8 protein-coding genes are annotated in these 19308 nt (G+C 67.0%); 5 read left to right on the plus strand and 3 right to left on the minus strand.

Annotated features, from left to right (window positions below; genetic code table 11):
* Positions 1-81 precede the first annotated feature (81 nt).
* The 3 genes from AC0KUR_RS13965 (at position 82) to AC0KUR_RS13975 (ending at position 2578) form a co-directional block, all read left to right on the plus strand.
* Positions 82-396: a hypothetical protein gene (locus tag AC0KUR_RS13965; protein WP_034189633.1), complete on the plus strand. Its 315-nt coding sequence runs from the start codon at positions 82-84 to the stop codon at positions 394-396.
* A 71-nt stretch (positions 397-467) separates the two neighbouring features.
* Positions 468-1202: a glycosyltransferase family 25 protein gene (locus AC0KUR_RS13970; protein WP_473376042.1), complete on the plus strand. Its 735-nt coding sequence runs from the start codon at positions 468-470 to the stop codon at positions 1200-1202.
* Between the two features lie 533 nt (positions 1203-1735).
* Complete coding sequence (locus tag AC0KUR_RS13975) at positions 1736-2578, plus strand: peptidylprolyl isomerase (RefSeq protein WP_124670673.1); 843 nt, start codon at positions 1736-1738, stop codon at positions 2576-2578.
* Positions 2579-3001: 423 nt separating this feature from the next.
* On the opposite strand, the gene AC0KUR_RS13980 is transcribed toward AC0KUR_RS13975, so the two are convergent.
* The 3 genes from AC0KUR_RS13980 to AC0KUR_RS13990 all read right to left on the minus strand — a co-directional run bounded on the left by AC0KUR_RS13980 (position 3002) and on the right by AC0KUR_RS13990 (position 6968).
* Positions 3002-3322, minus strand: a complete 321-nt coding sequence (locus tag AC0KUR_RS13980) for an XRE family transcriptional regulator (protein WP_034189630.1) — start codon at positions 3320-3322, stop codon at positions 3002-3004.
* Positions 3322-3654, minus strand: coding sequence for a SymE family type I addiction module toxin (locus AC0KUR_RS13985; protein ID WP_049032091.1), 333 nt, complete (start codon positions 3652-3654; stop codon positions 3322-3324). Before AC0KUR_RS13985 ends, AC0KUR_RS13980 begins: the two co-directional genes overlap by 1 nt.
* 332 nt (positions 3655-3986) lie before the next feature.
* A complete protein-coding gene (locus AC0KUR_RS13990; protein ID WP_473376043.1) occupies positions 3987-6968 on the minus strand; it encodes an ATP-binding protein in 2982 nt (993 codons plus the stop codon).
* 451 nt (positions 6969-7419) lie between these two features.
* Between AC0KUR_RS13990 and AC0KUR_RS13995 the strand changes: the two genes are divergently transcribed.
* Both AC0KUR_RS13995 and AC0KUR_RS14000 read left to right on the plus strand, forming a co-directional pair.
* Positions 7420-18231, plus strand: coding sequence for a YadA-like family protein (locus AC0KUR_RS13995; RefSeq protein ID WP_473376044.1), 10812 nt, complete (start codon positions 7420-7422; stop codon positions 18229-18231).
* Positions 18232-18328: 97 nt separating this feature from the next.
* Entirely contained in the window at positions 18329-19042 is a 714-nt protein-coding gene (locus tag AC0KUR_RS14000) for an OmpA family protein (RefSeq protein WP_473376045.1), read from the plus strand.
* Positions 19043-19308: the final 266 nt, after the last annotated feature.

A 19308-nucleotide genomic window follows, 5' to 3' on the forward strand; every position in this document is an offset into this window, starting at 1 on the left:
GAGATTCGCGTCGCGCATCCCTTTAATACGGGGTATTCCGGCCGACGGCGTTCGGCCGCCAACCTACTGGGAGAACGAACCATGAGCGACGCGGATCATCTGGTGAAAGGCACGGTGATGGGCATGATCGCCAGTGCGGCGACGGTGGCGCTCGTCCATGTCGTCGTCGAGTTCGGCACGCGCTGGACGTCGACCGGCGCGGTCGTGATGGGCGCAACCGCGCTGCTGATGGCGCTGGCGTTGCTGGCGCCGCCGTTGCTCGCGGCGTGGCGCAACCGGCACGAAGCGGTCGATCCGTTTTTCGAGCCCGCGGCGTTGAAGCCGATTCTGCAAGGGCGCTCGGTCGGCATCGTGCTCGGTATCGTGTTCGGCGTGTCGGTCGTGACGGGGTGGTGACGATGTCGACACCCGTTACCGATCGGCCCGGCCCGACCGCCCGGCATTCCGCCTCGGTGTCCGACGCGTGCATGCCGACCGTATCCCGCACGCTGCGCGTGATTTCGCTGGAGGACGAACGCGGCCGTCGCGACGCATTTCGGGCGAACAACCCGAATCTGGATTTTGCGTTCGTCGACGCGGTCGACGGGCGCGCGCTGTCGGACGCGACGATCGAGGAAAGCGGGCTGTTCGCACCGGGCTTGCCCTATACGCGCGGCGCGATCGGCATTGCGATGACCACGCACCGGCTGTGGACCGCGATCGCCGCAGGCGACGCGCTCGTGACCGTCGCCGAAGACGACGCGATCTTCAGGCCCGACTTCGACGACACCGCGATGCGGTTCCTGCGTGCGCATGCCGGCCGTTACGACTTCGTCGCGTGGGGCTACAACTTCGATTCGATCCTGCGCGGCTCGATCTTCAACAGCCGCACGCCGGTGACGATGCGTTTCGACGAGGCGTCGCTCGCGCAGGCCGCCGAGGATTTCCGTATCGATCGCGGCCCCGTGCTCGTGATGAACCTGCTCGAGTTCTACGGGATCTGCGCGTATACGATCTCGCCGGCCGGTGCGCGCTTCCTGCTCGACCATTGTTTTCCGCTGCAGCCGGAGACGCTGTTCTCGCACGGGCTTGGCCGCACGCTGCCGAACTACGGGATCGACGTCGCGATGAACAAGTTCTACGGCGCGATGCGCAGCGTCGCCGCATTCCCGCCGCTCGCCGTGACGATGAATGCGCGCGAGACCTCGACGATTCAACGGTGATGTCGTGCGGAATAGGACCCGGCTGATTGTGCGGACGCTGTCCGAACTTCGACAATGCAAACGTCGGGCGGTCGCATGGTGTGCGCCCGACACCTCGTATCCGAAGCCCCGCTTCGTTGGACGCGCTGCCCGTTCGCCGGGCGGCGCATTTTTCTCCGCGTGCGCCCGAATCGAACGATACAGCCTAAGCGGGCCGAGCCGGATGGCGAGACGTGAATGCCCTGCGGCGACCGGTGGGCTCGGTCGCGTCTGCCCCATTTGGGTCGCAGGTTGGGAGAACGCTGCCACATGCGAGCGCAGGGCATTCATCTCTGTCTTCCGCGCCGACGGCCGCCGTTGCGTCGCCGGCGGCCGCTGTGCCATCCCATGCGAGACCGGGTCGACCGGTTCTCGTTCCAGGTCCGGCCGCGACGCGATCGTTCGCGCGCGGCCTGTCCGGCACCGATCCGTTCGGTTGCCCGCGGCGAAACCGCCGCGCTTTCTCCCGACCGCCATCGCGTGCGGCAACTCCCTCCCTCGATGAAGGAACCCTCATGAAGAAGCACCACATATCCATTGTTTCCACGCTGATCGCACTCGCATGCGCCTGCGGCGCACCCGTCGCGCGCGCCGCAGGCACGAAAACCGAAACGCCGCTGCCGTCGGGCGTCGAAGCGGTCGTCAACGACACGCCCATTGCGCGCAGCGACGTGGACAGCATGATCGAAACCACCGGGCTGGCCGCCACGCCGGAACTGCGTGCACAGGCCAAGCGTGAACTGATCGCCCAGCATCTGGTCGAGCAGGCGGCTGAAAAGGCCAACTACGGCAGCCGGCCGGAAGTGAACCGCGTCGTGATGCGCGCCCGCACGGTGGCGGCGACGGATCTCTATCTGCGCGACAACCTGCACCCGCAAGCGGTGACCGATGCGCAGGTGAAGGCGCGTTACGACGACGTCGTCGCGAATGCCGCGCAGTTCGAATATCGCGCGGACGTGATCGCCGTGGCCGATCCGGCCGACGTGAACGCGCTGGTCGCGGAGCTGAAGCAGGGCGCCGCGTTCGACGCCGTGGCGAAGAAATACAACACGACACCGAACGGCGGCGTGGCACAGTGGGTCGAGTTGCGCACGCCGGTGGCCGAAGGGAAGACGGGGGGCCTGCCCGTGCCGCTCGCGCAGGCGATCACGTCGCTGCAACCGGGCGCCGTCGCGGGCCCGATCCGGATCGGCAACGCGTTCGCGATCGTGAAACTCGACGAGAAGCGTGCGACGACCGTGCCGACCTTCGACGCGGCGAAAAACGTCTTGCGTCAGCAGCTCGAAGCACAGGCGCAGCAGCGTGCGATGACGGCGCTGGTGGACAAGCTGGCGCAGCAGGCGGTGATTCAGCAGTAAACGGCCCACATTCCGGGTATGTGTCACATACGTCGGCCCGTTGCTCGATTCGAGCGCGGGCCGATGTCATTTCGATGCGTGACCGGACGGTCGCCGCGTCTGCTTTGGGGGATCGATGGCGCGTGGCGCGTGTGGACTGGAGGCGGCGGATTCAGGTAACGGATTGGAGTCGATCGGATGCGCCACCGATGGCATGGCCGAGGATGCCGCTACGACAGGAGAAGAATCAGCCTGGTCCGATTGGTTGTGACGATCGTTCACGTTAAATTGAACGAGTGTGGTGCCGGAGCCGCTTCGGCGTCGGCCGCTGGGCCCGGCCGTCGTCATGCTATGTATTCGATAGCACTACTCCTAACGCTGCCTCATGCGAGCGCCGAGGCGCTTCCGGCCGCCACACGCTCCTTCAAGCCGGCCCGATGGCCGTCACACCGAAACCGTGATCCCGGCCGGCCCGCCTTCCCGCGCAGGTCGTACGACGATCTCCACATGCTGGCCGAACGAGGCGAGTGTCAGCATCAGTTGATCCAGCGTCACGTTGCGGAGCCGCTCGCGCTGCTCGGGGGTCACGACCGGCCGGGCCATTTCCGCGAGCGCCGCGGCCTCTTCTTCGGTCAGGCCGCGCGATGCCATCAATGCGTTGAGCTTAAGTACGAGTACGGACTTGGCTGCCAGTTCGCCGACATCGTAGTAGTCGAAATCGTCCGGTACGTCGTCGGTGTGCTGCTTCGATGCGTCGTAGTTCATTACGCTTCCTCCGTCATCACCGATCGTTGCTGCCGCCCGGTTCCGCGATCGATATCGGGGCATCCCGCTCGTTCAACGGACGTGCAGCCAGCGTCTTCGATCGGCGTGATCACCAGCCGCTTGTGCGACACCTCGATCCGCAGGCGCTGCCCGGGATCGAAGCCGGCAGCCTCGATCCACCGGCCGGACAGCTGCGTCCACAGATACACGACAGGCGGCGCCATGTCGGTCAGCCTGATGTGCGGGACGACGCGGCCAGATTGGAAAGAAGATTGAGGGGAGACAAAACAATCGCGGAAATACATCGGTGCGTTATGATGCGCGCCAGCCATGGTCAACTCCTGTGTTGAGTTGGTTGTGGTCAGCGGCCCGTGGGTGCTGTATCACCTGCGGGCCGCGCTCGTTTACGCAGTGGATGCCAACGATCAGTCCGTCACATGCTTGGCATGTCGAAATGATGTCGGGGTCCAGGCGAAAACGTGCAACCACTGTAGCCGAGATCGCGCGGTGTCAGAGGGCAGTCATGTACGAAATCATCCGCGATGGCCATCAGGTCAATGCCTCGAATGCCTGCTGCACAACGTGTGCGGCGCAATCGAGCCGGCCGGCCGCATGATCGATTCCTTCCGGATGTGTCAGCAATCGTTTCAGTCGGCGATTTCGATCAGCCCGCCGCCCGCCGCATGAGGATCTCGTTCGCGCTCCGTCGATAGCGCTCGAACTCCCGCGCGAACGCGGCGGCATCGCCCGCCAGCGCCAGCGCTTCCATCGACGCACAGAGCCCCGAAATCTCCCGCTCGCCGATCATCGCGAACGCGCCCCGCATGCTGTGAATCTCCGAGCGCGCGACCTTCAGGTCGCCGTCCTGCAGCGCCCGAGCGATGGTCGCGCTCGAGCGTCGCGTTGCATCGGCGAGCACCGTATGCAGGTCTTTCGGCAGCGGGCCGGACGCACGCGCCGGTGCAGGCGGATAGACCGGCCGACGCCACGTGCCCGTGTACCTCGCGATCGCCTGTTCGAGCGATTTCAGCGACGTCGGCTTCGTGACGATCTCGTCGATGCCCGCTTCCCACGCCAGGCGCAACTCGTCCGGTTCGGCATGCGCGGTCACCGCCAGGATCGGCTGCACCCGCCCGCGCTCGCGCAGCACGCGTGCGAACGCGTACCCGTCGAGGCCCGGCATGTTGAGATCGGTGAGCACGACCGGATAGTCGTGACGGTCCACCAGATCGAGCGCCTCGGCGACGTTCGATGCGATATCGGCCTGATAGCCGAGGACGTCCAGCTGATCGTGGACGAGCGAACGGTTGACCGGGTTGTCGTCGACGAACAGCACGCGCACGTTCGGCGCATCCTCGCCGGACGGCGTGTGCGCGGCGCCCGGCTGACTGTCGAGCGGCAGCGGCAACGTGACGACGAACGTCGACCCCACGCCCGGCACGCTGTTCGCGTCGATGCGCCCGCCCATCGACTCCGCGAGCTTGTAGCTCAGCGCGAGGCCGATGCCCGTTCCGCCGAAGCGGCGCGCGATCGATTCGTCGGCTTGCGCGAACGGCTCGAACACGTGCGCAAGCTGGTCGGCCGTCATGCCGATGCCCGAATCGCTGACGCGAATCGTCACGGGCGTCGCATCGCCCGGCGGCGCCGACACCGACAGCGCGACCGTGCCGCGATCGGTGAACTTGATCGCGTTGCTGACCAGGTTCACGACGATCTGCCGCACCCGCATCGGATCGCCGAGATACGTGCGGGTCGCCGCGGGATCGACGTCGATACGCAGCGCGACGCCCTTCGCGCCGGCCACCGGCTCGAACAGGTCCGCCACGTCGCGCATCAGCTCGTCGATCCCGAACCCCGTCGCTTCGAGCGTCATCCGGTCGGCTTCGATCTTCGTCATGTCGAGCACGTTGTTCAGCATGTCGAGCAACATGCGCGCGGCGGACGTGACCGCATGCAGGCGCGGCTTCTGGCGGCTCGGGTCGGGCGCCTTGTCGAGCAGTTCGAGATTGCCGAGCATCGCGTTCAGCGGCGTGCGGATCTCGTGGCTGATCGTGGCGAGGAACGTCGACTTCGCGCGGTTCGCGCTGTCGAGTGCGCGTTCGGCGTCGGCGCGCGTCGTGATGTCGGAGAAGCTGAACAGCAGCGCTTCCTTGCCCTTGTAGCGGACGCGCACGAAGTTGACGAGCAGGTCGCGCGCGCGGCCGTCGTCGAGCGTCACGGGCAGTTCGACGTCGAGCTGCACCGGCGACGCGTCCGCGCGCTCGCGGTAGCGAGCCAGCAGCCGCTCGTGCAGCGGCGGATCGCCGGCCTCGCGGTCGTACAGCTCGAGCATCCGGTTGCGCAGCAGCACCTGCTGCGTATCGGGCGACACGAGGCCGATGCCGAACGGCGCGGTGGCGACGATCGTGCGGCTCATCCGCTCGCTTTCGAACACGCGGCGCGAACGACGGAACAGCGGCGCGAACACCCGCAGGTCGAACGCGATCACGAGCGTCCACAGCACGATGAGGATGGTCGCGGTCGTGCCGAACTCGCGCAGCATCGTCGACCAGATCGCAAAGGCGATCGTGCGCCACGAGTACGCATAGACGATCGCGTAGCCGGTGTCCGAAATCCGGTCGGTGATCGTGAACATGCCGTGACGGTAACTTTCGTCGAAATGCGCGAGGCCGCGCCGCCAGGTGCCTTCGGCCAGCGCTTGTTTCATCAGGGCCGCGCCGTCCTCCGCGTCGCCGGTGCGATCGGCATCCAGCAGCACGCGGCCGTTTTCGTCGATCAACATCGCGACGGCATCGCCGGGTGCATGCTTCATCCGCTCGGCGATCACGTCGACGTCGAAGTCGCTCACGAAGGTCATGAAATGCTGCTGGCCGTCGAATGCGGGTTCGACGAGACGGAAGACCGTCTTGCCGGTCAGCGGATCGATCGCCGGCGCCTGCCAGGCGATCCGGCGCGACAGGCGCCAGTAGCGCGCGATGGCCGGATCGGACCAGTCGGCCGCGTCGAACGCGAGGTGTTCGATCAGCGTAGGCGTGTCGGGCACGCCGATGCGTGCGAGCAGGTCGGGATACGGCATCGACGGCGGCGGCGTGATCGCGATCACGTTGCGGTCGGGGCTGTATGCATAACCGCGTACCGCGCGCCCGGTCTGGCGTTCGGCGGCCGCGACCGAGATCGTCTGGCGCTCCATCAGCTGCACGTAGCGATCCGTTTCGCGCTCGGCGAGCGCCTTGGGCGACGCGGCCACGAAGATCTCGCTCACGCCGGGCATCGGGGCGAGCAGGACGTGCCCGTCCCTGCGCAGCGCGTCGGAGGCTTCGCGCGCGTGCGGCGGATGGCCGTTCCACAGCAGCTCGGCATTGATCACCGCGCGGCGCATCGACGCATGTTTCGCGTCCATTTCGAGTTGCACGAGCGCCTTGTGCGTCGCGAACAGGTCGCGCCGCTCGGCGATGTAGTCGCGCACCGAGCCGACGAGCAGGATGCCTGCCGCGATCAGGATCACGAGCGACAGCACGACCGCGCCGCCGTACAGCGTGAAGCGCTGATACCGGTTCAGCAGGCTCAGGTCGCGCGTGTCGTCGTCGATCGATGCGAACGGCGCGCTGGCGTCCGTGTGGGACGCGAAGAGGTGGCGAATGGGCATGGGGCGAAGACTGGTGAATCAATGCGCGAATCGGGGACGCGCCGCGGCGAGGCCGGAACGCGGACGATCTCCGCGAGCCGATTGAAGGCAGCGCGATGCGCCGCCGGCTCGGGGAACGGGAAAATTATCGGGATAGTGGACGAGGCTGTATGTAGGGCAGTCCGAAACACTCGCGCGCGAAGGATAGGACCAGTCCTATTCATGCAATCGGTCGCGCGCAGCGTATATACGTCCTGCAACGCAGCCGTGTCAAACGGAATCGTTCAAGAGAACGGAATGTCGCGTCGCGTTTGACATGACCGATTGTCAAGCAACGTCATGTTAGGACCAGGCCTACGAAATAAGTCATGTGACGTCCGGCCGTCTGATTATCGAAACGACGGGCGATCAATACATTGCCAATGGTGGACGAGGAGCGTCCTTCTCCCTTTTTTCTACTGAGGCAAACAACGTGAACAAGACCTATCGCACCGTCTGGAACGCGACGACGGGTACATGGACGGCGGCAGCCGAAACGGCGCGGATGCGCACGAAATCGAAGTCGAATACGACGATGCGTTCGTCGGTCACCGCGGCGGTCGCCGTGATGGCCGGTGTGGGTGGTGGTGCCATGGCGAACGACGCGATGGCGCAGGCCGCCAATGGCGGTGGATCGTTGTCGCTGTGTGCGCCGGCGGGCAGCGGCTATTATGGGACGACCTTTGGCGGCGGCAACACGGTCGGAACCAGGACGACTGCGGCGTGCGGTACGGCGATCTCCAATTTCAGACTGAGCGAAGGTCACGTCAGGTCGTTTCAGTTGTACAACAACAGCAACGTCAACGGTGGTGGTGTCGGTCAGGCAAGCGCGGCGACCGAGGCCGGCATCAGCGGTACCGTCGACGGCCATCTCTTCCTGCTGGGCGGCTCGGGCGTGCACCTTCGCGGCCCGGTGGACGTCGACAGCAATTTCAACATGACGAATCACCGCATCAACAACCTGGCTGCCGGTACGGCCGGGACGGATGCCGTTAACGTCAACCAGTTGAACGCGGCGATTGCGGCCGCGGGGACGGCGAACCCGTACGTGGTGACCAATACCGGTACGTATGCGACTGCGACGGCTGCACGCGCGGGCGGCAGCGCGACGGCAATCGGGGCGAATGCGAACGCCGGCGGCACGTCGGCCGTCGCGCTCGGCGGGAATACCGTTGCAACGGGGCAGAATGCCGTTGCGCTCGGCACCCTTGCGAACGCGACGGGCAGCGAGACCGTGGCGGTCGGCGTGAGCGCACGCGCGACGGGGAGCAATTCGACGGCAATGGGCCGAGGTGCGGCGGCTCTGTCCACCAATGCGACTACCGTCGGCTATGGCGCCTATTCGGGCGCCGACGGTGCCACGGCACTCGGCATGACGGCAAGTGCCGTCGGCGCGAACGCCATTGCGGTGGGCCGCGGTGCCAGCACCAGCGGGACCTATGGGTCCGCAATCGGTTATGCAGCGAATGCAACCACGAACGCCGTTGCGATCGGTGTGCTCGCGAACGCGACATCGGCGTCGAGCGTTGCCTTGGGTGAGCGGGCAAGTGCAACGGGCGCGACCTCGACGGCACTCGGTCGTGGTGCACTGGCCAGCGGTACGAATGCGGTTGCGCTCGGCGCGAACTCGGTGGGCGATCGCAACAATGCGGTGTCGGTCGGGTCGACGTCGCTGCAACGACAGATCGTCAATGTGGCTGCCGGTACGCAGAATACGGATGCCGTGAACGTCGGGCAGATGAACACGGCGCTGTCGAAGAAGGTCGACAACACGTACGTCAACGTTCGCGGGACGGGCGCGGCGGCCAGCGTGGGCAGCACGAATGGCGTCGCGATCGGCAATGCGGCCGTGGCCGGCACCATGGGCGCGGAGACAGCTATCGGGAATGCGGCTTCCGCACAGGGCCTGTCCGCGACGGCACTCGGTTCCGGTACGGTGGCCAATGGTGAAGGCGCAACGGCGCTGGGTCGTATGGCATCGGCAAGCGGCAGTCACGCAACTGCATTGGGCAATCAGGCGAATGCCGGCGCGAATGGTGCCGTTGCCATTGGCGATCGCGCGGTCGTTGGCGCATCGGCCACCAATTCCGTTGCGCTCGGCACGCAAGCAGCCGTCGCCGCGAACGTGACCGGTGCGATGGCGCTCGGCTCCGGTTCGAGCGCGACCCGCAACAACACGATTTCGGTCGGCTCGGCGACGCAGCAGCGCCAGATCGTGAACGTCGCGGCCGGCACGCAAGCCACCGACGCGGTCAACGTTGGCCAGCTGTCGGGCGTGACCAAGGCACTCGGCGGCGGCGCGGTGGTCGACGGCAGCGGCAACGTCACTCAGCCGACCTACAAGGTCGCCGGAACCGACTACCACAACGTCGGCGACGCGCTCGATGCGCTGGCCGCGAATGGCGGCAGCGATCCGAACGCGGTGACCTACGACGGCGCGACGAAGGACAAGGTCACGCTGAAGGGCGCGGGCGGCACGACACTGTCGAACGTCAAGGCCGGCGTCGCCAATACGGATGCCGTAAACGTCGGCCAGATGAACACGGCGCTGTCGACGAAGACGGACAACACCTACATCAAGGTTCTGGGTAACGCGACGAGTACCGCGGCGACGGCCAGCGGATCGGGATCTGTCGCGCTCGGAAGCGGAGCGGTGGCTCAGTCGGGAAGCTCTGGCGGAAACATCGCCATCGGTAACGGTGCCACGGCCAATGCCAGCGGCGGCGGGTACGGCACGATGGCGATCGGCGTGAACGCGCAAGCCGGCACGAGCGGGTACGCTGGCGGCGGTGCGATCGGGTTCGGCGCCAAGTCGAACTATGCCAACTATGCGATCGGCGATGGCGCGACCGCAATGGGACCGGCCGGCAGTCAAAGCGTTGCGCTCGGCACCCGTTCGTCCGCATCGGGGATGAATACGCTCGCATTCGGGCCTGCTGCGCTTGCGTCGGGCAATTCGAGCGTTTCGCTGGGCGCGAATGCGTCGTCGACCGGCGTGTCGTCGGTCGCACTGGGTAGCGGCAGCATCGCGACCGCAGACAACACGGTCTCCGTCGGTTCGTCGGCGTTGCAGCGACGCATCACCAATCTGGCTGCCGGGACGGCGGACACCGATGCGGTGAACGTGAACCAACTGAAGGATTCGGGGCTGATCGATCCGGTGACGGGCAAGCCGATTACTGCGGTGACGTACGACAGTGCGACGAAGGACAAGGTCACGCTGGCCGGCGCGACCGGTACGACGCTGTCGAACGTCAAGGCCGGCGCGGCCGACATGGATGCGGTCAACGTGAGCCAGCTGAAGGGTTCGGGCCTGATCGGCGACGACGGCAAGTCGATCGCCGCGGTGACGTACGACCGCAACGCGGACGGCACGCCGAACATGGGTTCGGTGACGCTGGGCGGCGCGAGCGCCACGACGCCGGTCGCGCTGAAGAACGTTGCAGACGCGAAGGCGGATCACGACGCGCTGAACCTCGGCCAGTTGAAGAACGCGGGCCTGGTGGGCGATGACGGCAAGGGCAACCTGACGTCGATGGCGGTGACGTACGACGGTGCGGCGCGCGACAAGGTGACGCTGGCCGGTGCGGGCGGCACGACGCTGTCGAACGTCAAGGCCGGCGTGGCGAACATGGACGCGGTCAACGTCGGCCAGTTGAAGGACGCGGGCCTGGTGGGCGACGACGGCAAGGGCAATCTCACGTCGCTGGCCGTGACGTACGACGATGCAACCAAGAGCGCGGTCACGCTGGGCAATGCCGGGACGCCGGTGGCGATCCATAACGTCAAGGAAGGCGAACTGTCGGCGACGAGCAAGGACGCGGTGAACGGTTCGCAGCTGTTCGCAACGAACCAGAACCTGAGCGACCTGAAGGACTCGCTGAAGGACGGCGGCGTGATCGACCCGATCACGGGCGAATCGCTGGCTGTCGTATACGACGGCAACGCGAAGGACACCGTCACGCTGAAGGGCACGAACGGCACGACGCTGTCGAATGTGAAGGCCGGCGTAGCGGACCTGGACGCGGTCAACGTTTCGCAGCTGAAGGGCTCGGGCCTGATCGGGGACGACGGCAAGTCGATCGCTGCGGTGACGTACGACCGTAATGCGGACGGCACGCCGAACTACGGTGCGGTGACGCTGGGCAACGGCGCAGGCCCGACGCAGATCAAGAACGTCGCGGACGCAACGGACGATCACGACGCCCTGAACCTCGGCCAGTTGAAGGACGCAGGCCTGGTGGGCGACGATGGCAAGGGCAACCTGACGTCGATGGCGGTGACGTACGACGGTACGGCACGTGACAAGGTGACGCTGGCCGGCGCGAGCGGCACGACGCTGTCGAACGTGAAGGCCGGTGCGGCCGACATGGACGCGGTCAACGTTTCGCAGCTGAAGGGTTCGGGCCTGATCGGCGACGACGGCAAGTCGATCGCCGCGGTGACGTACGACCGTAACGCGGACGGCACGCCGAACTACGGCACGGTGACGCTGGGCAACGGCGCGGGCCCGACGCAAGTCAAGAACGTCGCGGACGCAACGGACGATCACGACGCACTGAACCTCGGCCAGCTGAAGGACGCAGGCTTGGTGGGCGACGATGGCAAGGGCAACCTGACGTCGATGGCCGTGACGTACGACGGCACGGCACGCGACAAGGTGACGTTGGCCGGCGCGAGCGGCACGACGCTGTCGAACGTGAAGGCCGGCGTAGCGGACATGGATGCGGTCAACGTGAGCCAGCTGAAGGGTTCGGGCCTGATCGGCGACGACGGCAAGTCGATCGCCGCGGTGACGTACGACCGTAACGCGGACGGCACGCCGAACTACGGCACGGTGACGCTGGGCAACGGCGCGGGCCCGACGCAAGTCAAGAACGTCGCGGACGCAACGGACGATCACGACGCACTGAACCTCGGCCAGTTGAAGGACGCGGGCCTGGTGGGCGACGACGGCAGCGGTAACCTCACGTCGCTGGCGGTGACGTACGACGGCACGGCGAAGGACAGCGTGACGCTGGGCGGCACGGGCGCGACCACGCCGGTGGCGATCCACAACGTCAAGGAAGGCGAACTGTCGGCGACGAGCAAGGACGCCGTGAACGGCTCGCAGCTGTTCGCAACGAACCAGAACCTGAGCGACCTGAAGGACTCGCTGAAGGACGGCGGCGTGATCGATCCGGTCACGGGCGAATCGCTGGCTGTCGTATACGACGGCAACGCGAAGGACACCGTCACGCTGAAGGGCACGAACGGCACGACGCTGTCGAACGTGAAGGCCGGTGTGGCCGACATGGACGCGGTGAACGTGTCGCAGCTGAAGGGCTCGGGCCTGATCGGCGACGACGGCAAGTCGATCGCGGCGGTGACGTACGACCGCAACGCGGACGGCACGCCGAACTACGGCACGGTGACGCTCGGCAACGGCGCAGGCCCGACGCAAATCAAGAACGTCGCGACGGGCGTCGACGACCTGGACGCGGTCAATGTCAAGCAACTGAACACGGGCCTGTCTGACCTCCGCGACGAGTTTTCCGGCGGCAACCTGCGCTTCGTCAAGGTCAATGCCGACCCGGTCACGGGCACGCCGGCGGTCGCAAGCGGCGCGCTCGCCGTCGCCATCGGTTCCGACGCGCGGGCGACCAGCGCCAACTCGCTGGCACTCGGCAGCGGTGCGCGCGTGACCGGCAACGGCTCGGTCGCGATCGGCTACAACTCGGTCGCGAACCAGAACAACGTCGTGTCGGTTGGCGACGTGGGCCGTGAACGCAAAATCGTCAACGTGGCGGACGGCGACGTCGCATTCCAGAGCACCGATGCGGTCAACGGCGGCCAGTTGTATGCGGCACTGAACACCCTGTCGACATCGGTGACCTCGAAGACGCAGCAGGCGATCGATACCTTCTCGTCGGAGATCGACAAGAAGACGAAGGCTGCAATCGACGAAGTGAGTTCGCGCTCGATGCAGCCGATGGATGTCAGCGACCCGCTCGTCGCGATCGAAGGTCTGCGGGGCAACAACGTCGCTTCGCTGAACGGCGCGGATCCGGCTACGGCAACGGCGGCCGCGATCGGATCGTCGACGGCGGCAAGCGGCGCCAACGCAGTGGCGGTCGGCCTCCAGAGCGGCGCGGGTTCGAACAACTCGGTCGCAATCGGCAGCTTCGCGCAAACCGGCGCTGGCCAGGACTACTCGGTCGCCGTGGGTTCGAACGTCCAGACGAACGGCACGCAGGCCGTCGCGCTTGGTGCGAACGCGCAGGCGAACGGCGAGTATGCGCTGGCGGTCGGTAACAACGGTGCGCAGGCGATCGGCGACGGCTCGATCGCGCTCGGCAGCGCGGCGAACGTGCGGGCCGGCTCGACCAATGCGGTCGCGATCGGCACGGGTGCGAACGTCGCGCGCAGCGTCGAAGGCGCGATGGCGCTCGGCTCGAATGCGACCGCGGGCGCGGCCAACAGCGTCGCGCTCGGCGCGAACGCGTTCTCGAATCGTGCGAACGCAGTGTCCGTCGGCCGTGCAGGGGCGGAACGCCAGATCGTCAACGTCGCGGCAGGCACGCAGGCAACCGACGCGGTCAACGTCAGCCAGTTGAAGGGGGTGACCGATGCCCTTGGCGGCGGTGCGGCGGTGGGTGCCGACGGCACGGTGACGAGCCCGGCCTACTCGCTGGCCGATCCGGCGGACGCGACGAAGTCGAAGTCGTACGACAACGTGGGCGACGCGCTGTCGAACCTCGACGGCCGTACGACGACGAACACGGAAAACATCACCGTGATCAACAAGCAACTGGCCGATTCCGGGCTGGTCGATCCGGTGACCGGGCAGTCGATCACCGCGGTGACGTACGATCGCAACGCGGACGGCACGCCGAACCTCGGTTCGGTGACGCTCGGCGGTGCGGGTGCGACGGCTCCGGTGGCGCTGAAGAACGTCGCGGACGCGAAGGACGACCACGACGCGCTGAACCTCGGCCAGTTGAAGGACGCGGGCCTGGTGGGCGACGACGGCAAGGGCAACCTGACGTCGCTGGCGGTGACGTACGACGGCGCGACGAAGGACACCGTGACGCTGGCCGGCACGACCGGTACGACGCTGTCGAACGTGAAGGCCGGTGTGGCCGACATGGACGCGGTGAACGTTTCGCAGCTGAAGGGTTCGGGCCTGATCGGCGACGACGGCAAGGCGAACGCGGCGGTCACGTACGACCGCAATGCGGACGGCACGCCGAACTACGGTGCGGTGACGCTGGGCCATGGCACGGGCCCGACGCAACTGAAGAACGTGGCGGACGCGACGGACGACGGCGATGCGCTGAACCTCGGCCAGTTGAAGGACGCGGGCCTGGTAGGCGACGACGGCAAGGGCAACCTGACGTCGATGGCCGTGACGTACGACGGTGCGGCGAAGGACAGCGTGACGCTGGGCGGCACGGGCGCGACCACGCCGGTGGCGATCCACAACGTCAAGGATGGCGAACTGTCGGCGACGAGCAAGGACGCCGTGAACGGCTCGCAGCTGTTCGCGATGAACACGCGTGTCGGCAACCTGGAAGATTCGCTGTCGAAGGGCGGCGTGATCGATCCGGTCACGGGCGAATCGCTGGCCGTGGTGTACGACAGCAATGCAAAGGACACCGTGACGCTGAAGGGCACGAACGGCACGACGCTGTCGAACGTGAAGGCCGGCGTGGCGGACCTGGACGCGGTGAACGTGAGCCAGCTGAAGGGCTCGGGCCTGATCGGCGACGATGGCAAGTCGATCGCCGCGGTGACGTACGACCGTCTCGCGGACGGCACGCCGAACTACGGCTCGGTGACGCTGGGCAATGGCGCGGGCCCGACGCAGATCAAGAACGTCGCGGATGCGACGGACGACCATGACGCGATCAACTACAACCAGTTGAAGCAGTACGTCGCGGACAACTCGGGCGGTTCGGGCAATCCGCTGGCCGTCGGCTATGACGACGACACCAAGGATCGCGTCACGCTGCAAGGCGGCGCGACCGGCACGACGATCACGAACGTGAAGGCGGGTGCGGTGACGGCCACGAGCACGGACGCGATCAACGGCTCGCAGCTGCATGGCACGGCACAGAGCGTGGCCGATTCGCTGGGCGGCGGCTCGACCGTGGGCGCGGACGGCAAGGTGACGAACCCGTCGTACTCGCTGGCCGACCCGGCGGATGCGTCGAAGTCGAAGTCGTACAACAACGTGGGCGACGCACTGTCGAACCTCGACGGCCGTACGACGACGAACACGGAAAACATCACCGTGATCAACAAGCAGCTGGCCGATTCGGGGCTGGTGGATCCGGCAACGGGCCAGTCGATCGCGGCGGTGACGTACGACCGCAACGCGGACGGCACGCCGAACCTCGGTTCGGTGACGCTGGGCGGCGCGGGCGCGGCGGCTCCCGTGGCGCTGAAGAACGTCGCGGACGGCGTGGACCGTCACGATGCGATCAACGTGGGCCAGTTGCAGGACGCGGGCCTGGTGGCGCCGGTCGATCCGGCGAACCCGGGGGCGGGCCTGACGTCGCTCGCCGTCGCGTACGACGGTGTCGCGAAGGACACGGTCACGCTGAAGGGCGCGGCCGGCACGACGCTGTCGAACGTGAAGGCCGGTGTGGCCGACATGGACGCGGTGAACGTTTCGCAGCTGAAGGGTTCGGGCCTGATCGGCGACGACGGCAAGGCGAACGCGGCGGTCACGTATGACCGCAACGCGGACGGCACGCCGAACTACGGTTCGGTGACGCTGGGCCACGGCGCCGGCCCGACGCAGCTGAAGAACGTGGCGGACGCGACGGACGACGGCGATGCACTGAACCTCGGCCAGCTGAAGAACGCGGGCGTGGTGGGCGACGACGGCAAGGGCAACCTGACGTCGATGGCGGTGACGTACGACGGCGCGGCCAAGGATACCGTGACGCTCGGCGGCGCGGGCGCCACGACGCCGGTCGCACTGAAGAACGTTGCCGACGGCACGGAGCGTCACGACGCGATCAACCTCGGCCAGTTGCAGGATGCCGGCCTGGTTGCGCCGGTCGACCCGTCGAACCCGGGGGCAGGCCTGACGTCGCTCGCCGTCGCATACGACGGTGCCGCGAAGGACACGATCACGCTGAAGGGCGCGACCGGCACGACGATCACGAACGTGAAGGCGGGCGCGGTGACGGCCACGAGCACGGACGCGGTCAACGGTGCGCAACTGCACGACACGGCGCAGAGCGTGGCCGATTCGCTGGGCGGCGGCTCGACCGTCGGCGCGGACGGCAAGGTGACGAACCCGACGTACTCGCTGGCCGATCCGGATGATGCGTCGAAGTCGAAGTCGTACAACAACGTGGGCGACGCCTTGTCGAACCTCGACGGCCGTACGACGACGAACACGGAAAACATCACCGTGATCAACAAGCAGCTGGCCGATTCGGGTCTGGTCGACCCGGTGAGCGGCCAGTCGATCGCGGCGGTGACGTACGACCGCAACGCGGACGGCACGGCGAACCGCGGTTCGGTGACGCTGGGCGGCGCGGGCGCGACGGCTCCGGTGGCGCTGAAGAACGTCGCGGACGGCGTGGACAAGCATGACGCGGTGAACGTCGGTCAACTGCAGAGCGCGGGTGTGCTCACGCCGATCGATCCGACGAACCCGGGTGCGGGCCTGACGTCGCTCGCGGTGACGTACGACAAGCAGGCGAACGGTTCGGCGAACTTCGACCAGATCACGCTGAAGGGCGCGAACGGTACGACGATCACGAACGTGAAGGCGGGTGCGGTATCGGCCACCAGCACGGACGCGATCAACGGTGCGCAACTGCACGGCGTGTCGCAGAGCGTCGCGAAGTCGCTCGGCGGCGGTTCGACCGTCGACGCGAACGGCAACGTGACGAACCCGACGTACACCGTGAACGACAAGACGTACGACAACGTCGGCGATGCGATCGAGAACATCTCGAGCAGCCTCGTCCACGGCTCGATCGGCCTCGTCCAGCAGGACGCGGACACGCGCGAGATCACGGTCGCGAAGGAGACGGACGGCACGTCCGTGAACTTCGCGGGCACGGCGGGCGACCGGGTGCTGACCGGCGTGGGCGCGGGAGCGGTGAGCGCGACGAGCCGCGATGCGATCAACGGTGCGCAGCTGCACGGCACCGCGCAGAGCGTGGCGGACGTGATCGGCGGCGGGACGACGGTCGATGCGGACGGCAAGCTCGCGGATACGTCGATCGAGGTCAACGGCAGCAAGTACAAGACCGTGGCCGAAGCAGTCCAGGCCGCCGCGCAGTACGGCGCGACCGATTCGCTCGCGGTGCGTTACGACCTGAACAAGGACGGCACGCCGAACTACGGTTCGGTGACCCTCGGCGGCTCGGGCGCGGCACCGGTGCGCCTGGGCAACGTCGCGGACGGTTCGAGCCGGTATGACGCGGTGAACTTCGGGCAGTTGAGCGAACTGAACGACAAGATCGGCGGCCTCGACGACCGTGTCGGCGAACTGGAGCGGAACCCGGGCACGGGCAATCCGGGCGATGGCGGTACCGGCAACGACTACTTCGCCGGTACCGACGTGGGTGCGGACGGTACGACGAAGGCGAACGCAGGCAGCGGCACGGGCAACACGGCCGCGGGTTCGGGCTCGACGATCGGGACGGGCGCGAACAACGCCACGGTCGTCGGTTCGAACGCGAACGTATCGAGCAGCAACGGTACGGCGATCGGTTCGGGCGCGAAGAGCAGCGCCGAAGGGGCGACCGCGATCGGCAGCAGCGCGAACGCGTCCGGCGAGAAGTCGACGGCGATCGGCGAAGGTGCGAACGCATCGGGCAAGAACTCCGTCGCGCTGGGCGCCGGTTCGGTGGCGTCGAGCGACAACACCGTGTCCGTCGGTACGGCCGATCAGAAGCGCACGATCTCGAACCTGGCCGATGGCGTGAACGCGTCCGACGCGGCGACGAAGGGCCAGATGGATCGCGCGATCGGCGGCGTGCAAGGTCAGGTCAACGACCTGTCGCGCAACGCGTACTCCGGCATCGCCGCTGCCACCGCGCTGACGATGATTCCGGGCGTCGATCCGGGCAAGACGGTGTCGTTCGGTATCGGCGGCGCGACCTACAAGGGCTATCAGGCGGTGGCGTTCGGCGGCGAGGCCCGCATCACGCAGAACCTGAAGATGAAGGCCGGCGTGGGCATGTCGAGCGGCGGCAACACCGTCGGCGTGGGCGCTTCGTATCAGTGGTAAGTCGCCGGGCGGGGCATCGCGCCCCGCCCGCGACGTCGATCCGACTGACTCCATTCAACTTTTTCCAGGCGTCCGCCGTCACGGCGGATGTTTCACCATGACCATGAAAACCTTGTTGTTGCGCGCGGCATCGATCGGCGCGATCGCGATGGCGCTCGGTGCGTGCACGACGCAATCGGGCGTCACCTACGACATCCGGGCGGTGTCGATTCCGGGCAAGCCGGACAACGTATTCCGCGTGAGCTGCGATGGGCTGCTCGGCAGCGCGAACGCCTGCGCCCGTGCGGCGGAAGAATTCTGCCAGGGCAAGGGTTTCACGCCGCTCGAGATGATCGACCGCGTGTACAGCCGCGCACCGATGAAGGACCCGCGCGAGATCACGTTCATATGCGGCAAGCCGCAGCCGGTCGTGCAGGCCGCGCCGCCGGCACCGCAACCGCAACCGGCGCCGCAGCCGGTTCAGCAGCGCCAGGTGCTGCTGCAGGGCGACGCGAACTTCGCGTTCGACAGCGCGGTACTGACGCCAGAGGCGCGCAGCCAGCTCGACCGCTTCGTGCAGATCAACGGCGGCATCGAATTCCGCCGCGTGGCCATCACGGGCTTCACCGATTCGACCGGCAGCAAGACGCACAATCTGGCGCTGTCGGCGTCGCGGGCCCGCAACGTGATGAACTACCTGAGCAGCAACGGCCTGAAGGCGCAGTCGTTCGTGTCGGAAGGCCTCGGCGCCGCCGACCCGGTTGCGCCCAACGCGACCGCGGAAGGCCGCGCGCAGAACCGCCGCGTCGAGATCCGGATCGATGCGAAGTAATGCGTCACGCATGACGCTCCACCGGTACGTGCGGGGACTCGATCGGCACTGAGCCGATGGAAGGACGCTCCCACCCACCCACCCACCCGCCCGCCCTGTACCTGGAACCGCCCGCTCGTCACGAGCCGGCGGTTTTTTTCATGGCGGTGCGCGGTGCGGCGTCGGCCGCCGCCGGCCGGGGCGATGGCTGACGGCCCCGTTTTCGTGCGAAGATAGCGCCCAATTACGATCCACGACGCCGCGCTGCGCGCGGTCGGCGCCGCCCG

The organism is Burkholderia sp. YHN3-13, from assembly GCF_055810675.1.